The 21,087-nt window shown below is 31.7% G+C and carries 20 protein-coding genes and 1 other RNA gene; 10 read left to right on the top strand and 11 right to left on the bottom strand.

Going from position 1 to position 21,087, the window contains the following annotated elements; all coding sequences use genetic code 11:
• Window position 1: 1 nt before the first annotated feature.
• Complete coding sequence (locus GN138_RS03195; protein WP_157362058.1) at window positions 2-838, bottom strand: SAM hydrolase/SAM-dependent halogenase family protein; 837 nt, start codon at window positions 836-838, stop codon at window positions 2-4.
• 122 nt (window positions 839-960) lie between these two features.
• Between GN138_RS03195 and GN138_RS03190 the strand changes: the two genes are divergently transcribed.
• Together GN138_RS03190 and GN138_RS03185 are read left to right on the top strand one after the other, a co-directional pair.
• On the top strand, window positions 961-1,914 hold the full coding sequence (locus tag GN138_RS03190) for a PhoH family protein (RefSeq protein ID WP_157362055.1): 954 nt from the start codon (window positions 961-963) through the stop codon (window positions 1,912-1,914).
• A gap of 151 nt (window positions 1,915-2,065) precedes the next feature.
• The gene (locus tag GN138_RS03185) at window positions 2,066-3,013 is read left to right on the top strand and encodes a phosphoribosylaminoimidazolesuccinocarboxamide synthase (protein WP_157362053.1); all 948 of its coding nucleotides are present in this window, start codon (window positions 2,066-2,068) and stop codon (window positions 3,011-3,013) included.
• A 242-nt stretch (window positions 3,014-3,255) separates the two neighbouring features.
• On the opposite strand, the gene GN138_RS03180 is transcribed toward GN138_RS03185, so the two are convergent.
• The 4 genes from GN138_RS03180 to GN138_RS03165 all read right to left on the bottom strand — a co-directional run bounded on the left by GN138_RS03180 (window position 3,256) and on the right by GN138_RS03165 (window position 7,361).
• Complete coding sequence (locus GN138_RS03180; RefSeq protein ID WP_231743025.1) at window positions 3,256-4,011, bottom strand: DUF6048 family protein; 756 nt, start codon at window positions 4,009-4,011, stop codon at window positions 3,256-3,258.
• Entirely contained in the window at window positions 3,977-4,597 is a 621-nt protein-coding gene (locus GN138_RS03175; protein WP_157362051.1) for a DUF6452 family protein, read from the bottom strand. Before GN138_RS03175 ends, GN138_RS03180 begins: the two co-directional genes overlap by 35 nt.
• On the bottom strand, window positions 4,598-6,052 hold the full coding sequence (gene rlmD / locus GN138_RS03170; protein ID WP_157362048.1) for a 23S rRNA (uracil(1939)-C(5))-methyltransferase RlmD: 1,455 nt from the start codon (window positions 6,050-6,052) through the stop codon (window positions 4,598-4,600). It abuts the gene before it with no gap.
• Window positions 6,053-6,194: 142 nt separating this feature from the next.
• Entirely contained in the window at window positions 6,195-7,361 is a 1,167-nt protein-coding gene (locus GN138_RS03165; protein ID WP_157362046.1) for a mechanosensitive ion channel, read from the bottom strand.
• 398 nt (window positions 7,362-7,759) lie between these two features.
• On the opposite strand from GN138_RS03165, the gene rocD reads away from it, so the two are divergent.
• On the top strand, window positions 7,760-9,001 hold the full coding sequence (rocD, locus tag GN138_RS03160; protein ID WP_157362044.1) for an ornithine--oxo-acid transaminase: 1,242 nt from the start codon (window positions 7,760-7,762) through the stop codon (window positions 8,999-9,001).
• A gap of 82 nt (window positions 9,002-9,083) precedes the next feature.
• On the opposite strand, the gene GN138_RS03155 is transcribed toward rocD, so the two are convergent.
• Window positions 9,084-9,443, bottom strand: a complete 360-nt coding sequence (locus GN138_RS03155) for a CCC motif membrane protein (RefSeq protein ID WP_157362042.1) — start codon at window positions 9,441-9,443, stop codon at window positions 9,084-9,086.
• Between the two features lie 2 nt (window positions 9,444-9,445).
• On the bottom strand, window positions 9,446-9,751 hold the full coding sequence (locus GN138_RS03150; protein WP_157362040.1) for a DUF2752 domain-containing protein: 306 nt from the start codon (window positions 9,749-9,751) through the stop codon (window positions 9,446-9,448).
• Between the two features lie 91 nt (window positions 9,752-9,842).
• Here GN138_RS03150 and GN138_RS03145 point away from each other — a divergent pair, with 91 nt between their 5' ends.
• Both GN138_RS03145 and GN138_RS03140 read left to right on the top strand, forming a co-directional pair.
• Window positions 9,843-10,058 (top strand): hypothetical protein, encoded by a 216-nt coding sequence (locus tag GN138_RS03145; protein WP_157362038.1) that lies wholly within the window; start codon window positions 9,843-9,845, stop codon window positions 10,056-10,058.
• The gene (locus tag GN138_RS03140; RefSeq protein ID WP_157362036.1) at window positions 10,048-10,605 is read left to right on the top strand and encodes a Smr/MutS family protein; all 558 of its coding nucleotides are present in this window, start codon (window positions 10,048-10,050) and stop codon (window positions 10,603-10,605) included. Before GN138_RS03145 ends, GN138_RS03140 begins: the two co-directional genes overlap by 11 nt.
• On the opposite strand, the gene GN138_RS03135 is transcribed toward GN138_RS03140, so the two are convergent.
• Window positions 10,602-11,573 (bottom strand): hypothetical protein, encoded by a 972-nt coding sequence (locus GN138_RS03135; RefSeq protein WP_157362034.1) that lies wholly within the window; start codon window positions 11,571-11,573, stop codon window positions 10,602-10,604. The genes GN138_RS03140 and GN138_RS03135 overlap by 4 nt on opposite strands.
• 159 nt (window positions 11,574-11,732) lie before the next feature.
• Between GN138_RS03135 and GN138_RS03130 the strand changes: the two genes are divergently transcribed.
• A complete protein-coding gene (locus GN138_RS03130; protein ID WP_157362032.1) occupies window positions 11,733-12,878 on the top strand; it encodes a cysteine desulfurase family protein in 1,146 nt (381 codons plus the stop codon).
• Between the two features lie 3 nt (window positions 12,879-12,881).
• On the opposite strand, the gene GN138_RS03125 is transcribed toward GN138_RS03130, so the two are convergent.
• The gene (locus tag GN138_RS03125; RefSeq protein WP_157362639.1) at window positions 12,882-15,302 is read right to left on the bottom strand and encodes a TonB-dependent receptor; all 2,421 of its coding nucleotides are present in this window, start codon (window positions 15,300-15,302) and stop codon (window positions 12,882-12,884) included.
• Window positions 15,303-15,358: 56 nt separating this feature from the next.
• A complete protein-coding gene (locus GN138_RS03120) occupies window positions 15,359-17,047 on the bottom strand; it encodes a M23 family metallopeptidase (protein WP_197429305.1) in 1,689 nt (562 codons plus the stop codon).
• 273 nt (window positions 17,048-17,320) lie between these two features.
• On the opposite strand from GN138_RS03120, the gene GN138_RS03115 reads away from it, so the two are divergent.
• The 4 genes from GN138_RS03115 to rny all read left to right on the top strand — a co-directional run bounded on the left by GN138_RS03115 (window position 17,321) and on the right by rny (window position 19,743).
• Window positions 17,321-17,611 (top strand): hypothetical protein, encoded by a 291-nt coding sequence (locus GN138_RS03115; RefSeq protein WP_157362029.1) that lies wholly within the window; start codon window positions 17,321-17,323, stop codon window positions 17,609-17,611.
• An 18-nt stretch (window positions 17,612-17,629) separates the two neighbouring features.
• The gene (locus GN138_RS03110) at window positions 17,630-17,917 is read left to right on the top strand and encodes a cell division protein ZapA (protein ID WP_157362028.1); all 288 of its coding nucleotides are present in this window, start codon (window positions 17,630-17,632) and stop codon (window positions 17,915-17,917) included.
• Window positions 17,918-17,977: 60 nt separating this feature from the next.
• A non-coding RNA gene (gene ssrS, locus GN138_RS03105) (6S RNA) lies at window positions 17,978-18,108 on the top strand.
• A 57-nt stretch (window positions 18,109-18,165) separates the two neighbouring features.
• On the top strand, window positions 18,166-19,743 hold the full coding sequence (gene rny / locus GN138_RS03100; RefSeq protein WP_157362026.1) for a ribonuclease Y: 1,578 nt from the start codon (window positions 18,166-18,168) through the stop codon (window positions 19,741-19,743).
• A gap of 103 nt (window positions 19,744-19,846) precedes the next feature.
• On the opposite strand, the gene GN138_RS03095 is transcribed toward rny, so the two are convergent.
• On the bottom strand, window positions 19,847-21,022 hold the full coding sequence (locus GN138_RS03095) for a sensor histidine kinase (protein ID WP_157362024.1): 1,176 nt from the start codon (window positions 21,020-21,022) through the stop codon (window positions 19,847-19,849).
• Window positions 21,023-21,087: the final 65 nt, after the last annotated feature.

Genomic DNA, 21,087 nt, shown 5'->3' with positions numbered 1-21,087 from the left:
TTTAAGTTTTAGAGAAATTAACAGTGACAGTATCCATATTTTTTAATCCCATTAAAGTTGAGGCACCACCAACCGTTAAACAATTACTTTTATATACTGCAATTTCTAAATAACCAGAAGAATTAAAAACAACTAAACCTTTACCATCCACATTTCGTTTAGACTCTTCAACATCAAAATCTATAATATCACTAAATCTATTATAAATTTTATCAAATTTATGGTTCCTAGCAGAAACTTCAAACTTTCTGGTTTTTTGTACAGATTCAAAAAATTGGCGTTTAATATTTGTTACTACATTTCCGTAATTATCAATATAAATAACACTGCCTATAATTTGGTTTTGTTCGTCGTTTACAAACGGAATTAAATTTTTAATTGGTTTAATAGTGTTAATAACTTTTCCAATTACATCTAAAGTTCCTCCACGTGCAATATGGCAAGCCACTTTTACAAAGATATCTAAAACAGGGAAGTTAGTTTCAACCCTATCATGTATGTTAATTTCTACCAACTTTTCAGGTACAATTTCGTTACAAATCATACTCATAATACCATTGTTGGCACATATAAAGTAATGGTCGTCTAGTTTAACTGCAATATGCTTGTTTTCAGGGCTTAACTCAGAATCTATTCCTATTAAATGAATCGTTCCTTTAGGGAAACTACTATATGCATTTTGTATAATATAAGCCGCTTCAGCAATATTAAAAGGCGATATAGAATGCGAAATATCAACAATATTTATCTGCTCAAGTTCACTAAAAATAGCGCCTTTTATAGCGCCAACAAAGTGATCTTTTTCTCCAAAATCAGTCGTTAAAGTGATTATTGCCATGGATTGATTGTTGATATTTTTTTAAGATTTGTGATTGTAAAATTATTAGCTTTGTGTGTACACGCTTTGTAGTACAAAATTAATAAAAGAAAAGAGATTAACGCATTAAATAAAGCACGCTTTTGAACGAACTTATATTAGAATTAGAAGAAATTTCACCAAAAGAATTCTTCGGAGCACAAAATGCAAATATTGCGCTACTTAAAAAGTACTTTCCAAAACTAAAAATAGTAGCAAGAGGCAATAAAATTAAAGCCTATGGAGACGAGGATTTACTAGAGGAGTTTGATCGCAGAATGACCATGTTAATAAAGCATTTTGCAAAATATAATAAGTTAGATGAAAACGTAATAGAACGTGTATTAACCAGTCAAAGCAGTGATGATTATACAACATCTACTAAAAGTGGAGAAACTATAGTGCATGGTGTAGGCGGAAAACTCATAAAAGCACAAACCGCAAATCAACGTAAGCTTGTAGAAAGCATGCGCAAAAACGATATGGTTTTTGCCATAGGACCAGCAGGTACTGGTAAAACCTATACAGGTGTGGCACTGGCAGTTCAAGCATTAAAAAGTAAAGAAGTAAAACGAATAATATTAACACGTCCTGCGGTAGAAGCAGGCGAAAATTTAGGATTTTTACCAGGTGATTTAAAAGAAAAACTCGATCCATACATGCAACCATTGTATGATGCGTTACGAGACATGATTCCGGCAGAAAAATTAGACAACTACATAGAAAAAGGCGTTATTCAAATCGCACCATTAGCCTTTATGCGAGGCCGTACCTTAGATAATGCCTTTGTTATTTTAGACGAAGGGCAAAACACCACACACGCCCAAATGAAGATGTTTTTAACACGTATGGGAAGAAATGCTAAGTTTTTACTAACGGGTGATCCAGGCCAAGTAGATTTACCACGTCGTTCTATTTCTGGACTAAAAGAAGCACTTTTAGTACTAAAAGATGTAGAAGGCATTGGCATGATCTATTTAGATGATAAAGACGTCATTCGTCATAAACTCGTTAAAAAAGTCATAGCAGCCTATAAAAGTATAGAAAACAGAGATTAAAATTTTTAGAAGCTATTTCCAGCTTTCCGCTATATCTTTTTTGCTTTTAATGGCAAAAAAGGATGCCGCTTCAATCTGGGCTAGGGCTTAACCATAAATTAAAAATCAAAACAAACAACTAGCTAAAACCCATTAGTTAAAAGCCGTAAAAATGAATAATACCATAATAGATACCAATTTCAATTTTCCTAATCAAAAAAGTCTTTACAAAGGAAAAGTAAGAGCCGTTTATAATATTAACGATGAGCAATTAGTAATGGTAGCTACAGACCGTTTAAGCGCTTTTGATGTGGTAATGCCTAAAGGAATTCCGTATAAAGGGCAAATTCTAAATCAAATAGCAACCAAAATGATGAAAGAAACCGAAGATTTGGTGCCAAATTGGTTAGTTGCCACACCAGACCCAAATGTAGCAGTTGGCCATTTATGCGAACCATTTAAAGTAGAAATGGTAATAAGAGGTTATATGTCTGGTCATGCAGCAAGAGAGTATAAAGCTGGTAAACGCGTGCTTTGCGGTGTACCAATGCCAGAAGGCATGAAAGAAAATGACAAATTTCCATCACCAATAATTACTCCGGCTACAAAAGCAGAAATGGGTGATCATGATGAGGATATTTCTAGAGAAGACATTCTAAAACGTGGTATAGTTTCAGAGGAAGATTATTTGGTGTTAGAAGATTATACAAAAAAACTCTTTCAACGCGGCACAGAAATAGCAGCCGCAAGAGGTTTAATTTTAGTAGACACTAAATACGAATTTGGTAAAACCAAAGACGGTAAAATTGTGCTAATAGACGAGATTCACACACCAGATTCTTCACGTTATTTCTATGCAGACGGTTACCAAGAACGTCAAGACAAAGGCGAATCACAAAAGCAATTGTCAAAAGAGTTTGTAAGACAATGGTTAATTGCTAACGATTTTCAAGGATTAGAAGGCCAAACTGTACCTTTTATGAGTGATGAATATATAGAATCTGTCAGCGAGCGTTATATAGAATTATACGAAAACATTACAGGCGATAAATTTGTAAAAGCAGATGTTTCAGATATTCAGAGTAGGATAGAAGCTAATGTTTTGACTTATTTAAAGTAGAGGAGTGTAGTCATATCGAACGCATGTGAGATATCACATAGTTGTTTTAGTTAATTATTTGTTGAATTATTGGTAATGTGTGATTTCTCGTCGCTCATGCTTCGCTCTGTCGAAATGACTAAGTGCAGTCATATCGAACGATGGTGAGATATCACATAGTTGTTTAGGTATATAATTGTTGAATTATTAGTGTTATGTGATTTCTCGTCGCTCATGCTTCGCTCTGTTGAAATGACATTGTGTTATTCTTCAACCTCTTTTTCTTGGATTACTACTTTATCTTTCTTAAAAATAGGAACTAAGTAAGATAAGTTAAATCCAAAACCACCGCCAAATGCACTACTGTCGTAAGTTCTGTTATATCCAGGGATATAGAGATTTTCATAATTGTCAATTTCCTTGTCTGTAATTAATACTTTTAATTGAACGTTTATGCCTCCATAAAAATTATTGAAAAGTTCAGCTTTTAAGCCTATTTGAAGTTCTAACCAAAGCGCTGTTAAGCCACTAAATTCTGTTCCTTCTTCTATAGAATATTGGTCATCCCAGTATTGATTATAAACATCGTAAATTGTATAACTATTTAAAGTCTGGCTAAATGTACTGGCTCCTACTCTAAAACCAGAATAAATCATGTTTTCCATGTCTAACCAGTTTTTGTAAAAATTCATGTCTATTCCACCTTTAAAATAACTTCCTTTTGTGGTATTATTTAAGTAATCGGTTTCAAGAGTTTTTTCTTCATTACCAATTTCTCCTGCAATATAGATGCGTTTTGTAAGTCGGTAATCTCCCATAATTTCAAAACCAGTATAATCATCATCAAAATAAGTACGCGCCAATTTACTTAAATCAGCACCTATACGTAATCCATACTTTTGTTTATAGACTAAAGTATCTTTAACCGTTTTCTTTTTTTGAGCGAAAGCTATTGTAGAAAACAATAGCAAAACTATTACGCTTTTAATGATAGATGCGTACATGTGTTGTGTTTTCATTCTCTACAGTGCTTTCAATACTTTCTTCAATAATAATATTTCTAATCCAAGTGTCATCATCTAGTGTTGAATCTCTTGAAACACCTAGGTTGATAAACGTGCTTTTATAACCACATGCTCTAGATACATAAACAAAGTCTGTACTATATCTAATTTCTAAAATATCAATATTAGATTCACCAGAACCATCTATTCTTAAGTTAGTATCTTTTTCTAAAATAAAGCGTGTAGTAATAAAATTGTTACCTAGGTCGTCGGTTAGTTTTAATGGTAATGCTATGATGTCTGTATTAACGTTAAAAACATATGATGGAGCATCATCAATCGTATCACTTTCGTCATAAACTTCAACTATAGAATCTGATGATTCTGTAGGTTCTGTTGTTATGCCATCTTCATCTGTAAAAATGCCTTCACCATAAACCGTTAGTCTAGGTACGTCTTTTAAATCATCTGGATTATCAGTATCGTAGAATTCTATAATTAAACGAGGTGTTGTAGATGTTGTGTAGGCACATATATCATCACGCTCGCAATTAATGAACGAAATGGCTATAAGTAGAACTATGTATTTTAAGTTTTTCATTTAATTTTTTTCAAATAAAACTACTGTTTCAATATGTGCAGTGTGCGGAAATTGATCTACTAAACTTATTTTTTTTATGGTGTAACCAGCTTCCATTAATTGCTCAGTATCTCTTGCCTGCGTTGCAGGGTTACAAGATACATAAACCAAACGTTCTGCCTTTAGGTTTATTATTTTTTTAAGAGTTTTTGGCGCTATACCAGCTCTTGCAGGATCTAAGATAATCGTTCTTATTTTATTGGTGTATTCTGGATGTTCTGTTAAGAATTTACCAACATCTGCTGCATAAAATTTTAAACCTTCTATATTATTTCGTTTGGCATTTTCTTTAGCATCTTCAATCGCAGCTGCAACAATATCTACACCAACTATTTTAGTATTATCAGCTTTATTAGCTATAATTTGCCCAATGGTTCCTGTCCCGCAAAATAAATCTAAAACAACCGTATTATCTACGGCTTCTTTATTTTCTAAAGCATAATCTACAACCTTTGAGTATAATTTTTCTGCGCATTTTGGGTTGGTTTGAAAAAAGCTCTTCATGCTAATTTCAAAATTTAAGTCGAGTAATTCTTCTACAATTTTATCATCGCCATAAACTAGAGAAATTTCACCTGTAGTTGCAATAGTTCTGTCTCCTGTTTCGTCATTAATAGTATGTAATAAACCTGCAACTCTATCACCAAATAATTCAACTAAATAATTAGCAAATTTATCTAAATCAAATTTTGGCAAATCATAAGATGTAGTTACTAAATTGAATAATAGTTGATTGGTTTTAAAAGATTTTCTAACTACAAAGTATCTAAAGAAACCTTCCCTTTTCGGTGCATGCCAAGGTGCCAAACCTGTTTTTTCACAATACTCTTTAATGTCTTTAAGTTGGTTTTCTAATTCGGCATCAAATAAACCAGAATCTTTCTTTAGGTCATCGCCACACCACCAAGTACCACGTTTTTTAAAACCGAGTGTAAATTCGTCAACATCAGTTTTTAATTCGTGATTATATCCGATGGCAGAAAACCCATATTCCATTTTATTTCTATAATGAAAGGTGTTCGGCGAGGTTACAAATTCGTCAAACTTATCTTCAATATCGGCAACTTTACCAATACGTTTAAATAACTCTAGGGTACTTTGCTTCTTGTATTTATGCTGTTTTTCAATAGGCAAATTAATATAAGGTGCACCAGGAATACTTTGGTAAGGCATATCAATTTCATCTTCAGATGGTTTTAAAACATCAAAAAGTTTGCCTTCGGCATATTTTTTACTACTCTTTTTAATCTGCGTTTTTACCAACTGACCTGGTAATGTATTAGGTACAAAAACAACAAATTCGCCATGTTCATTTCTTATGCGACCAATACCTTTGCCACCAAAAGCATAATCTTCTATTAAGAGGTCTATGATTTGTCCGCGTTTTACAAATTTGTTTCGTTCTCTTCTTGGCATTTTTTATATTAATTAAGCTGCAAAGATAGGTGCAATTTTGTGAATAGTAAAGCCGAAAAGTAAGCTAATATTAGTGATTTTAGAATAATAAAAAAACGACTTAGTTCTCTAAGCCGTTTTAAAATAATTAAGGGTAACGTATTTAGTTCTTATTAAATTTCTCTAAGATTTTTCCCATTTGTTTTCCTGCAGCTTCTCTGCCACCAAGACCAAATGATAATACCACTGTAAGTGCTACGGTTCCTAAGGTAATACCGAAAGCTAGATTTACAATTTCGTCTGCAATTCCCATAGAACGTAAGCCAATAGCTAAGAATATGGCAATGATGCTAATTTTTACAATAGAAACCACAAAAGGATTATTTTTGCTATTTAATGCTTTTGTAAATAGGTTAGAAATAATTAAACCAATTCCAATAATTACAATTCCGAATAAGATTTTACCAGCGTAAGCTAAAACGGTATCGATAATTTCTGTGAGTTGTGTGAATTCTAATTTCTCAAAAGCCGTAAGCATTCCAAAAACAAAAATAAGAGCATAAGCAATGTTAGAAATCATTTTAGCGATGCTTTTAGTACCAACGTATTCAGACATATTCATTTTAGCTACTAAACCATCTACATTAAGGCTTTGTAATAATTCTTTTAAAAGTTGAGCCACAAAACGACCCACAAAAACAAACACTAAAATGATAATAGTTGCTACTAATATTCTAGGGATAGCTTCAAAGAAAGAGCTTAACATTGTTGTAGCAGGTTCAGAAATCGCTTTCATGTCTAAAATGTGAAATGCCGAAATCAATAGTGGAATAAAAATAAATATGAAGACTACTTTCTTTAAAATAGAAACCACATTGATATTTTCTGGTAATCTTAATTTTGGTATAAATTTTTGAATTGTGTCTCCCGATAATTCTACTAATTCAGATACTATTGTTGCTAGCATGTAACCAATATATGCTACTAAACCTGCGCCAATAATATTTGGAATGTAATCTGTAAATCCGTTAAGTAAGTTCTTTATAGGGTCTAATACATCTGTTAAGCCTAGTTTTCCTAAGGCTAACATAAACACAAATATCATTACTAAAAAGTAAAGTAATTTTCCGATAAATGAGGATAGCTTTAATTTTGAATTTTTTAGTTTGTCATCTACACCAGTTTTCTTTATAAGTTTTGTGGTCATTCGTTTTACAAAACCAGCAATAAACCAACCGATAATTAGTATTAAAACGGCTGCAATTACACCAGATAAGCTTTCTCCAAATGAGGCTGTTAAGTTGTTAAATAATTCTGTTAAATAGTCCATGATTAATTAAAGTTGAATAGTTAATATTATACAATTGAGACACTTAATGTTTCATAAAGACACAACAAGAAGACGAAAGTCCTTAGGATTTTAAATTATAAAATTGAGTTAGCAAGTGTGTTTATGACTGCTCAATAGGAATTGATTTTTTTTGAAAAAAAGTTACAAATCTTAAAAATTGGTGTTAAATAATGAGAACTAATTTATAATTGAAGATTAATATTTAGTAATTTGCAGCCTCTAGGGATGATTTCTTTCCCACGCTGAATTTTCGGATACTTCGAAAGGATAAAGGTAGATAAGGAACTCGCTAAGCGAGATTTAATTATTAATGTTTGCATTTATTAATGTTAAACGATGCCTTCTAAAGAGGCATAAACCTTAAATTATTTTTAAAAATGGCTGTTTTAGACCAATTAACATCGCAGCAAGCGATAGATTTAGAAAACAAGTATGGTGCGCATAACTATCATCCGCTTCCAGTAGTATTGAGTAGAGGAGAAGGTGTCCATGTTTGGGATGTAGAAGGTAAACAATACTACGATTTTCTTTCTGCATATTCTGCAGTAAACCAAGGACATTGTCATCCAAAAATTGTGGCAGCAATGACTTCACAAGCTCAAACTTTAACCTTAACATCACGAGCTTTTTATAACGACATGTTAGGGAAATATGAAAAATATGCTTCTCAATTATTTAATTTCGATAAGCTTTTACCTATGAATACAGGTGCAGAGGCTGTAGAAACAGCTTTAAAGCTTTGTAGAAAATGGGCTTACGAAGTAAAAGGAATTGATGAAAATGAAGCCGAAATTGTAGTTTGTGAAAATAACTTTCATGGTAGAACAACAACGATTATTTCATTTAGTAACGATCCTGTTGCTCGTAAAAACTTCGGTCCATATACAAACGGATTCATAAAAATAGAATATGATAATCTTAAGGCTTTAGAGGATACAATAAAAAACAATGCTAATGTTGCAGGCTTTTTAGTAGAACCAATACAAGGTGAAGCTGGTGTTTATGTGCCAAGTGAAGGATATTTATCTAAAGCAAAAGCTATTTGCGAAAAGTATAATGTTTTATTTATTGCAGACGAAGTGCAAACAGGTATCGCTAGAACAGGTAAAATGCTAGCCGTAGATCATGAAAACGTAAAACCAGATATTTTAATACTAGGTAAAGCTTTATCGGGAGGTGCTTATCCTGTTTCTGCTGTATTAGCAAATGATAATGTAATGAATGTTATAAAACCAGGAAATCACGGAAGCACATTTGGTGGAAATCCAATTGCGGCTGCTGTTGCTATTGCAGCTTTAGATGTCGTAAGAGATGAGAATTTAGCCAATAATGCTGAAGAATTAGGGCAATTATTTAGAAGTGAATTATCTAAATTTATTGAAACTAGTTCTATTGTGAATACTGTTAGAGGAAAAGGATTATTAAACGCTATTTTAATAAATGATACAGAAGAAAGCGATACTGCTTGGAATATCTGTTTAAAGTTAAGAGATAATGGTTTATTAGCAAAACCAACACATGGAAACATTATTCGTTTTGCACCACCTTTAGTAATGACTAAAGAACAATTATTAGATTGTGTTTCAATTATAACAAAGACTTTAAAGGCGTTTGAATAATATAATTAATAATATTAAGTAATAAAAAAAAAGCGATTTTAATTAAGAAAATCGCTTTTTTTTGATTTGTATAAATAACAGGTTATTCATTAGCGGCATCTTCTAGCCCTTGCTCATAACCTTTATTAAACTCTTCGCTAAAAGTTTCAAAGAATTCCATTCTTCTTTCAAAACCTCCAGTTGATAAGTCGTAAATATTATAAATTAAAGTAATTGCACAAATTATAGTAACTACTAAAGCCATTGTTTTTGCTGTAGTCATAGCTTTTACACTTGCAGGATCGTAGTCATCTGGACTTAGGCTTGCTTTTTTCAATCCGCTTTGCGCAATAAAAAAGGCTGGTGCAGCAAGTAAAACTCCAAGTCCACCAAAGCAGCAGCATAAAAGGCCAATGATTGATAATACGTAAACGATTGCTGGATTTAGTTTCTGTTGTTCCATAGTTAAGTTTGTTTTAAGTAAAGTTTGATTAGATAGCTTCCAACGATAATAATAACATTAGATATGGCTAATATAAAAATAATTTTATTGCTGTTTTTAAAATTCTTAAAACTGTTGATAATCAAAAATCCAAAAAATCCTATTAACGTATAAATAGCTGGATACATATAAAACGCATCAATAAATTGACCATTAAGAATTAAAGCAATAGAACGCTGTATACCACAACCCATGCACTCAAAACCTAAAATTTTTTTATTTAGGCAAGGTAGCATGTAATCTTCTATTCCTTCTGTAATTATTAGCATGTTGCTAAAGTAAGGATTTGCTAAATATTTTGGTAATTGCAGTTAATATTTTTCTAAACCTTATTTTTGCAGTGTAAACGTAGTATGAGTTATGAATATATCTAGATCTATAAATTTTTTCTGTATCGTAGTTGGTGGTTTAATTGCATTTTATGCAAATGCAGAACAAAAGCAAAACACTTATTTATTAATAGTAGGAATAGTATTATTAATGTTAGGTGTTTACAGAACCTCTAGAAATATTCCGAGTAAATCGGAAAAGCCAGAAGAACCATTTGTTAAAACTGAAATGAAAGATGAAATTTAAAGTAGGTGATACAGTTGAAACCATTGATGATGCTATAACAGGGATTATTACTAAAATTTCTGAAAATTTAATTACTGTTGAAGATATTGATGGTTTTGATTTGCAATTTGAAGCCCATGAGTTAATGATTTCAGCTTCTGGTAATTCATTAGAAAATGCAGTATATAACACAGATTTTGATGTTGTAAAAAAAGAAAAAGAATCTAAAAAACGAAAGTCGGCACCAGCCGTTAAACCTAAAGAAAGAAATGCACCAAAGTTTGAAGTAGATTTACACATTCACCATTTAACTAAATCATCTCGTGGCATGACTAATTTTCAAATGCTCAATCTTCAATTAGATACTGCCAGAGGTCAATTAGAATTTGCTATTAGAAAACGTATTCCTAAAATTGTATTTATACATGGCGTAGGAGAAGGCGTGCTAAAGCAAGAATTAGAAACCTTATTTAGTCGTTATAACAATGTAAGATATTATGATGCCGATTATAAAACTTATGGCTTAGGTGCCACGGAAGTTAGAATTCTTCAAAACGTTGCGCCTTAATCTTCATCTTCTGGTTCGTTAGTGATGTCAAAAGAGTTTTCAAAAGTCCCAAAATCTATATAGTCTGAACTTATTATTTCAAAACCTGCGTTTTCTATAATAAAACTTGTTGTTACTGATCTTGTATAAATATTATAGATAAATCCTGTGTCTTCAAATTCTTCATTTGCGTTGATAACCCCATCATTATAATTGTATAAATAACGATATATATCAATGCCTTCTGTGTTAGTTACATAATTATCAAAAGCTCTTGGGTCTTGGCCATCTTCACTTAAATCTTCTAGTCTTGTAAGAACACCATCACCATCGTCATCATCATCTAAATAATCTGGAGTACCGTCCTCATCAGTATCAAGTATGTTTGTAGGGTTACCATCATCATCTAATTCGTCGGTATCAATTTCATAAATTGTTAATACATTATCGTTGTCATCGTCTTGGTCTATATAATCTGGTATGCCGTCTTCATCAGAATCTAAAGAATCCCAGTAAATACCATCCGCAGAGGCTTCACCAGATAAGCCTTCGTATTCGTTTGTTAACCCATCGTTATCATCATCTTCTACAGTTGTAGTAACGTATACGGTTCCACTATCGGCATAGTCATCGTCGGTTATAACTAAATCCCCTGGAGGAATAATATCACAAAGTTCATCATCTTCAAGAGCTCTATTAAAGGATCTAAAAATAAATTGAGTTTCACCGGTTTCTGAAATTGTTAATTCTGTCGGTACATCTGTGATTGTAGGTGTTGTAAACAATAACTCATTAGCGTCGTCTCGCTCTATAATTAGTAATAATGCCTCGTTTGGGGAATCTCTGGTGTCGTATATTATATAAGAATCGATGTCGTTTTCACAGCGTTCTAATTCGCCTTCAAAATCTAAATCAATAGTAAAAATATCACCATCATCACAAGACACTAATAAGACTAAACAAAAAAAGATATATAAATGACGTTTCATAAAAGGATATGTATTTCTTACAGCTGTTTCTATTTAAAAATTGTATGTCAATGTTTCTAAATTAAATCTAATACAATTTCAATTTGAACAAAAATAAACGATTTGTAAAATTATAACGTTGCATTATCTAAATAATTTTATTTAAGATATTTTTGTGCCATGAAACAGGTTTATCTAGATAACGCAGCAACTACAGCAATAAGACCAGAGGTGATACAACGCATGACTAAAGTTTTGCAAGAACATTATGGTAATGCCTCATCTACGCACAGTTTTGGGCGTTCTTCTAAGGCGCTTTTAGAGCAATGTAGAAAGAATATTGCATCGTATTTTAACGTAGCCGCATCAGAGATTGTTTTTACCTCAGGAGGAACAGAGGCGGATAATTTAGCTTTACGAAGTGCTGTTAGAGATTTAGAATGTAATGAAATAATTACATCTAGAATAGAGCACCATGCCGTTTTACATACAGCCGAGCAGTTACAAAAAGAGTATGATGTAAAAATCACCTATGTCAACCTAAACGATTGTGGTCTTGTAGATTATACGCATTTAGAGCAATTATTACAAGAAAGCAATAAAGCTGTTGTGAGTTTAATGCATATTAATAATGAAGTTGGTAATATTTTAGATTTAGAGCGTGTTGCTAAAATGTGTAAGTCTAATAATGCATTGTTTCATACAGATACTGTGCAATCGGTAGGACATTATACAATAGATTTACAAAAAATTCCATTAGATTTTTTAGCGGCTAGTGCGCACAAATTTCATGGACCCAAAGGTGTTGGGTTTTGTTTTATAAGAAAAGAATCTGGTCTAAAACCTTTAATATTTGGAGGTGAGCAGGAGCGAGGTTATAGAGCAGGTACAGAATCTATACATAATATTGTGGGTATGGATGAGGCTCTAAAAATAGCATATACTAATCTTGAAAATGATAAGGCATACGTATTTGATTTAAAGAATTACTTTATTGAACAAATAAAATCTAAATTACCAAATGTTAGTTTTAATGGGAGTTGTTCAGACTCTAAAAATAGCACTTATACTTTGGTCAATGTATGTTTGCCTATTGCACCCGAAAAAACAAGTATGTTGCAATTTCAACTAGATTTAAAAGGTATTGCTTGCTCTAGAGGAAGTGCTTGCCAGAGTGGAAGTAGCCAGCAATCTCACGTATTAACAGAGATTTTAACAGAAGAACATTTAAAACAACCTTCTGTTCGTTTTTCATTCAGTATTTATAATACAAAAGAAGAAATTGATTATGTGGTTGAAACCTTAAGTGCGTTTGCTAATACTTAAGAATTAAAATCTGGCAGATAATCTTAAGTTAAAAACGCGTGGTGTTAGGTAATTTGGTATAGCATATTGCGCCTTACTATAAACATCTCTAACCCAAGTATTGGTTATAGAATTTTGATTATTAAACATGTTATAGATTTCAAAACCAATAGACAATTCTTTTACTGATTTCTTCCATTTTGCATTATACGTCCTTTCTGGGTTAACCGCTTGATAAGAAATACCTAAATCTGCACGTCTATAATCTCTAAGTCTTATTTGATAATCGTAAGGGTCTGCATAACTAGGAGAGCCACCCGGAACACCTGTATTATAAACTAAGTTGAGGTACATTTTTAAATCTGGCATATTAGGAACATAATCTTGAAACAAGGCACCAAATTTTAAACGTTGATCGGTAGGTCTTGCAATATAGCCACGATCATCTATATTTTCTTCAGTTTTTAAATAGCCAAAACTAAACCACGATTCTGTGCCAGGTACAAATTCACCATTAAGTCTTAAATCTAATCCATAAGCATATGCTTTAGCATTATTGTCAGCGCTATAACGTATTCTTACATTTTCTAAAGTATAAGGATTTACATCTGTCATACCTTTGTAATAGCCTTCTATAACCAGTTTAAAGGGTCTGTCCCAAATTTCAAAACTTTGCTCGTTATCTAAAACAATATGATAAGATTGTTGTGCTTTAACATCTGGCTGTACAGTACCAGTAGAATCTCTTAATTCTCTATAAAAAGGTGGTTGGTAGTATAAACCACCTGCAATTCTAAATAATACGTCTTTTTCCCAATTGGGTTTTATTGCAAATTGCGCTCTTGGACTAAACACCGTTTGTGTTTTACTACTTTCAACATCTCCACTAACAGACCAACTATGTGTTCTAAGACCTGCATTATAAAAAACTTCGCTTCCATTCCAATCTGTACTTTTGCTATATTGCACAAAGGCTTGAAATCTATCAATCGAAACTCTATTTAAAGCTCTAATGTTCTCATAAGCGGTTAATGGACCAGAGAAAGATTCGTAGGGTTGATTATTTGGCTGACTAAAACGAGGTGGCCTAATTGAAAATCCGGCTGAATCAATGATTTCATATTCAACTAAACGGTCTCTGATATCTTCATTGGTGTATTTTACAGACCATTCTAATGTGCTTTCTTCGTCAATTTTATAATCACCTCTATGTTCTACATTAACTATAAATGCATCTAAATCATTACGAGCATGCGTTAATTGAGACCCAATACCTTCGCTAAATTCCACTTCACCTAAATCTTCATCTCCAATATTTGTATTTACTTCGCCTAATCGGTATTGTGCTAATATGTCAAAATATTCTTGTTCCGTTGTTTGGTACGCAGAACCTATTAATTTTAAAGTTAAATTTTCGTTTATAAAATAATTAGCTTTTAAAGCACCAAAATAGGTTTGGTATTCGTCTTTTTCTTGACCTTCATAAAATACTAAAAGTGCCACAGGGTCAGAGATTGTTCCAAAATTAGTTTGTCTATTTTCTGGTTGAAAGTTGTATTTATTTAATGAAATATTCCCTAAAAAATTAACATGAAACTTACTTGTAAATCTATAAGTTAAAAAAGTTTGAGCATCTGCAAACACAGGTTCTACATTGCCTTCAGTTTCTAAACTGTTTAACAATAAACTATTATCTCTGTATCGAACACCCGCAATACCAGAAAATTTTCCATCTTTAGAAACGGTTTCGGCTGCAAGGCTTCCGCCGAGTAAACTTAAATCTGCTTTTAATCCAAAATCTACAGGATTACGATAAGTTATATCTAAAACTGAGGATAATTTATCACCATACTTAGCCTGAAAACCACCGGCAGAAAAATCTACATTATGTACTAAATCTGTATTAACAAAGCTTAAACCTTCTTGGTTACCAGAACGAATTAAAAAAGGTCTATATACTTCTATTTCGTTAACGTAAACAAGATTTTCATCAAAATTTCCACCTCTTACCGAATATTGCGTGCTTAATTCATTAGAAATATTAACACCAGGTAATGTTTTTAAAATATTTTCTACACCTGGTTGTGCCCCTTTTATAGTTCTAAGCATTTGTGGAGAAATAGAGGTAACGCCTTCTACCTTTAATCTTGTATTTGTGTTAATTACTACTGTAGATATTTGTTCTACCTCTAACAACATCATAGGGTTGAATTCTAATTCTTGCCCATTTTTTAATAAAAATTTCTGCTCAATACGCTCATGAGAGATATGTGTAAATACCACGGTTACCTCTACACCATAAGGTATTTTTAATTCGTAAAAGCCATTGCTGTTGGTGGCTGTGCCTTCTCCGGTGCTTGCTTTAATGTTTACATTTTCAATTGGTGTATTTCCTTCATCTAAAATAACACCTCTCACAATAGCGGTTTGCGAAAATGATAGCATACTAAAAAGTAAGCTTGTTAGGATGGTTAAGTGTAAGCGTTTCAAATAGGGTAGTTTTATTTTCTGTAAAATATAGCTTCAAATGTAGAACTATTTCCAACATTATCGGTTACAATTATCTTTAATTCGTTCTTAGTATCTTTAACGATATTATCATTAAAATCGTGTATTAAGGTATTGGTTTTATAATCATATTCCATTAAAATCCAGTTTCCATTAACAGAAGCCCTATATTTACTAATGCCAGATAAATCATCAGTAATTTTAACTTTTAAATAACGGTATTTACTGAGCCACTTTTTATCTTGAAAATTAATTGGTTTAATAGTCGGTGCAACCGTGTCCATTGCCAAAGCATAAGTACCAAATTTTTTGCTTTTTGCACTTAAAATTTTACCCTTTCTTGTGGTTGTAATATAACTTGGCTTTTTGTAATAACCATGCAGATTAGCAATGAAAATTTTATTTAAATGTTCGGTTTTGTAATTGCTTAAATCGTAATTAATATAGAAATTCTTTTGAATTGGAATTTTATCTTCATGAAGAAAAAGTGTGTCAGAACTCACTTTAAAATCTATATAAGTATCATCATATAGCGTATTTTCATAAAAATTTACGCTTACTAAACCAGAATTTAAATTTGTTGTTTTGTCACTGTAAATAAGTGATTTATTGGTGTGGTCGCTAATACTATCTTGTACAATAGTTTCTGGTTTTCCTTTTACAGGTATAGTTACCCAAGTTTCGTTATTATGATAATCTCTAATTCTTATTTTATAAACGTTAGCAGTACTATCTTCAACTAAAATATAACCGTTGTCATTGACATTTTTGTACATGCTCAATGGATTATTTGGTTCTATAAAAAGCTTTTGAATTCTAGATTTTTTTGTTTTAAAGTAATCGTAATCTATAAAACGTTTAATATGTTTAGTTTCTTCAAAACTGAATCGTTTAAAATCAATTTCAAAACTCCTATTGCCGTTGTAGATGGTTTGTATATTGCTTACGCCGTTATTATTTGGTGCTAAATCTTGCTTATCATAAGAGGTGACTCCAAATCCTATTTTTCCATAAGCTGTTATTTCTTCTACAGTATAGTCGCCAGATTTTTGAGGAATTAAGCGTAATTGTGTACGTTTATTATTACCGTTAATAATAGCGTTTTTGTCCTTAGGATATGCAAATATAGCTGAAACATAAGGTGCTTTTGTGTCTTTTACTTGTAAACCAAACAGTAAAGGATTCATTGGTCGTTCTTCATTATCTCTAATTTCAAAATGAAGATGCGGACCACCAGAGCTTCCAGTATTACCAGAATATGCAATTACTTCGTTTGGTTGAATAAGGAGTTCTTCGGTATGAGGAAAAACTTCAACTTCAAAACTTTCTTTGTCGTATTGGCATTGTTTAATGTATTCTTCTAAACGATTAGATAATTTTTGAAGATGCCCATAAACCGTTGTGTACCCATTAGGATGCGTAATATAAATGGCTTTACCATAGCCGTAATGCGAGATTTTAATTCTACTCACATAACCTTCTGCCGCTGCATAAACTTTTAATCCAACTTTTTGTTGAGTTTTTATATCTAATCCACCATGAAAATGTGTTGAACGTAATTCTGCAAACGTACCAGCTAGAACGATTGGAATATCTAACGGATTTCTAAAATAATCTTGAGGGTACTTTGATTGGCCATAAATAGAGCAAGAAAGTAAAAAAAATAGAAAAAAATGTTTCATATATGCAACTCGAACAGCTAAAGTATTAATTTGATAACGAATTACAAATGTTAAAAGTGTATTATTTTTAAATGTAATTATCAACTTTTTTAGCCTCACAAAATTATTTAAGCTAAAATTTATATTTTAATACGCCCTTTTTAAAGTTTTTATTTGTGAAAAAAGCCTAACAATTTAATTCCTTTAACATTACAGTATTAAAAAATAATTGTAAAAAATTGGGTTTTTACATTAGGTATGTTAACTTTGTTCACATAGTATTGAATTGCTTTAATGAGTAAAATAGAAGACATTGTTGATGCGTTAGAGAATAAAATCAGTAAGATTTTACATAAGCAAGAAGTTTTAAAACAAACCAACGCTAAGCTCGCTGATCAATTAGAAAAGCAGCAACAAAAGCTTTTGGAGCAGCAAGAAGAAATTGCTGATTGGGTAGATAAATATGATACTCTTAAAATAGCGAATTCAATGCTTGGTAGTGACGAAAATAAACGAGAAACAAAGCTCAAAATAAATGCACTAATTAGAGATATAGACCATTGTATTGGTCAGTTATCTGAATAAAATTGGGAAATATATTATATGCCAGATCAATTAAAAATAAAACTTTCTATAGCTAATAGAGTTTATCCGCTAACGATAAATCCGGCTCAAGAAGAAGGTTTGCGAAAAGCTACAAAGAAAATTGAAGCTATGATTGGGCAATTTGAGCAGAATTACTCTGTAAGAGATAAGCAAGATGTTTTGGCCATGTGTGCTTTACAGTTTGCGGCTCAAGTAGAGCAAAAATCTATTGATAAAGAGTATGTAAATGTGGAGGTTCAAGAAAAGTTACAGGCTTTAAATGAACTTTTAAATGAGCATATTTAACTCGTACGTTCTTTAAAATAAAATAAGGTTACTGCCTATATTAGTTACATTTTTTGATAAACTCAACGATCAATTCTTTAAAAAGGGTGAGTTTAAGTTGTAAAATCGTGCTGTTAGTACTGAACTTGTTTCAGTATCTTAGACAGATTTTTGATCAGCTTGTTAGCCCTAAACTTGTTTTTAAGGAGTTTATACAAAACCGCTAACTGATATAGGCTTTTTTTATATACTAAACTAAACAACAAACAATGGACAGCAATACAATTATATATATAGTTGGGGCCGTAGTATTAGGAGTAATACTAGGATTTATTATAGCAAAAGCTTTAGAAAAAGGTAAGGCATCTAAGTTAATTGCAAATGCAGAAAGTGAATCTAAAACAATATTAAAGCAAGCTAAGTTAGATGGAGAATCTATAAAAAAAGATAAAATTCTTCAGGCAAAAGAAAAATTTATTGAGTTAAAAGCAGAACACGAAAAAGTCATTCTTTCTCGAGATAAAAAAATGGCTGAAGCTGAAAAGCGAATTAGAGATAAAGAATCTCAAATTTCTAATGAGCTTAATAAATCGAAAAAAGCTAATCAATCTTTAGAGTCTAAAATTAAAGATTACGATTATAGAAACGACTTCCTAGAAAAGAAACAAGAAGAAATTGAAAAGGCACATAAAAGCCAGATTAAACAATTAGAAGTTATCTCTGCATTATCCGCGGAAGAGGCTAAATCTCAGTTAGTAGAATCACTTAAGGAGGAAGCTAGAACAGATGCCATGGCTTTTGTGCAAGATAGAATAGAAGAGGCCAAACTAACAGCACAGCAAGAAGCTAAGAAGATAATTATAAACACCATTCAACGTATTGGTACAGAAGAAGCGGTTGATAATTGTGTGTCTGTATTTAATATAGAATCTGATGATGTAAAAGGACGAATTATTGGTAGAGAAGGGAGAAATATTAGAGCAATTGAAGCAGCAACAGGTGTTGAGATTATTGTAGATGATACACCAGAAGCCATAATTTTATCTTGTTTTGATTCTGTTAGACGAGAAATTGCACGTTTATCATTACACAAATTGGTTACTGACGGAAGAATACATCCTGCAAGAATTGAAGAAGTTGTTAGAAAAACAGAGAAGCAAATTGAACAAGAGATAATTGAAGTTGGTAAACGCACAGTTATCGATTTAGGAATTCATGGTTTACATCCTGAATTAATAAAAATGGTAGGGCGTATGAAATACCGTTCTTCTTACGGACAAAATTTATTACAACACTCTAGAGAAGTGGCTAAACTTTGTGGTGTAATGGCTGCAGAATTAGGCTTAAATCCTAAATTAGCTAAAAGAGCTGGTTTATTGCATGATATTGGTAAAGTGCCATCTTCTGAAACAGATGTAGAAACACCTCATGCTATTTTAGGAATGCAATGGGCAGAAAAGCATGGTGAAAAACCAGAAGTTTGTAATGCTATAGGTGCACACCACGATGAGATAGAAATGACTACTCTATTATCTCCAATTATACAGGTATGTGATGCTATTTCTGGTGCTAGACCAGGCGCAAGACGTCAAGTTTTAGATTCTTACATACAGCGTTTAAAAGATTTAGAAGATGTAGCCTTTGGGTTTACTGGAGTTAAAAAGGCTTATGCAATACAAGCAGGTAGAGAATTACGTGTAATTGTAGAAAGTGAAAAAGTTACAGATGATAAGGCAGCTAGTTTATCGTTTGAGATTTCTCAGAAAATACAAACAGATATGACGTATCCAGGACAAGTAAAAGTTACCGTAATTAGAGAAACTAGAGCAGTAAATATTGCAAAATAAGATGATATAATTTTATACATAAAAAAGTGTCTTTAGAAATAAAGGCACTTTTTTTATGATAGTTTTAAATTTGAATTCAGCAAGAAATAGAAATAATGCAAATTTATTTTTGCTTTTGAAATGTCAGTGAAAACGCTGTACCTTCATTTAATTTGCTTTCTATTTGTATAACACCTTGTAGTGCTTCTACTTGTGTTTTAGTTATATATAAGCCAATACCTCTAGAATCTTGTCTGTTTGTACCATGAAACGTTTGGTACATTTCAAAAATATGATCTTTAAATTTTTCCATATCAATACCAATACCATTATCCGAAATTAAAATTTTTATGGTGTCCTTAGTATGTACAGATTGAATGATTATTTGAGACTTTTTATTAGGATCTGAATATTTAATACCATTAGAAATTAGATTATAAAAAATACTATCTAAGTAAGATTTGTTAGAGAGTATCACTTCATCTTTACGAAGCGCATTATGTATTGTTACACCTTTTTCTTCACTCTCAATACTTAAACTTTCTATAATTTTACTACAACAATTATGTAAATAAACACGCTCGTTAATTTGGCTAACTTGGGCTTTAGATTTAATAGTTATAATATCATCGAGGTCTACAATAGTATTAGTTAATGATTCTGAAATAGATTTTAAATGCCGAATTAAATCTTCTTTTTCGGTATCAGTTTCCGCATCATCATAGAATTCTAAAATATTTTTAAAATTACCAATGTGTGTTTTTAAATTATGAGAAACAATATGAGTAAAACTATACAGTCTCTTATTTTGGCTCGTTATTAATTGTAGGTTTTTATTTTGTTGATCTTGGTTTTTCTTTAAATGAGAGATATCTGTATGTGTACCAATTATGCGTGTAGGTTTATTTTGGTCGTTTTTTTCAATAACTTTTCCTTTATCTAAAATCCACTTATAAGTGCCATCTTTACATAGAATTCGGTACTCGTTTTCATAATACTCTACATCTCCATTTATGTGCGCTTTAAAATCTTTAAAATAAGATTCTCTGTCATCTGGATGAACTTTATCATCCCATGCTTTAGATTTATTTTTTAGTTCACTGTCTTTATAACCTAAGAGTTGTTTAGATTCTTTTGAATAGAAAACTTTATTAGACACAATGTCCCAATCCCATAGACCAACATTAGAAATCTCTACGGCCGTTTTATATTTTTGGTCTTCAAAATTATCGTTAGAAAGATGGTTCTTTTCGTAAAATTTTGACTTGTAATTAGTTAAGTTAAAATCTGAGAATTTCATGGAATATTATTTTGTATTAAGACACAAAATGTAAAAATTTGTCATGGTTAAAGTTACTCTTTTTT

Source organism: Winogradskyella endarachnes, assembly GCF_009741275.1.
GTDB classification, from domain to species: domain Bacteria; phylum Bacteroidota; class Bacteroidia; order Flavobacteriales; family Flavobacteriaceae; genus Winogradskyella; species Winogradskyella endarachnes.
The sequence above is the reverse complement of the archived record's forward strand: the minus strand, read 5'-3'. Positions and strand labels throughout refer to the sequence as shown.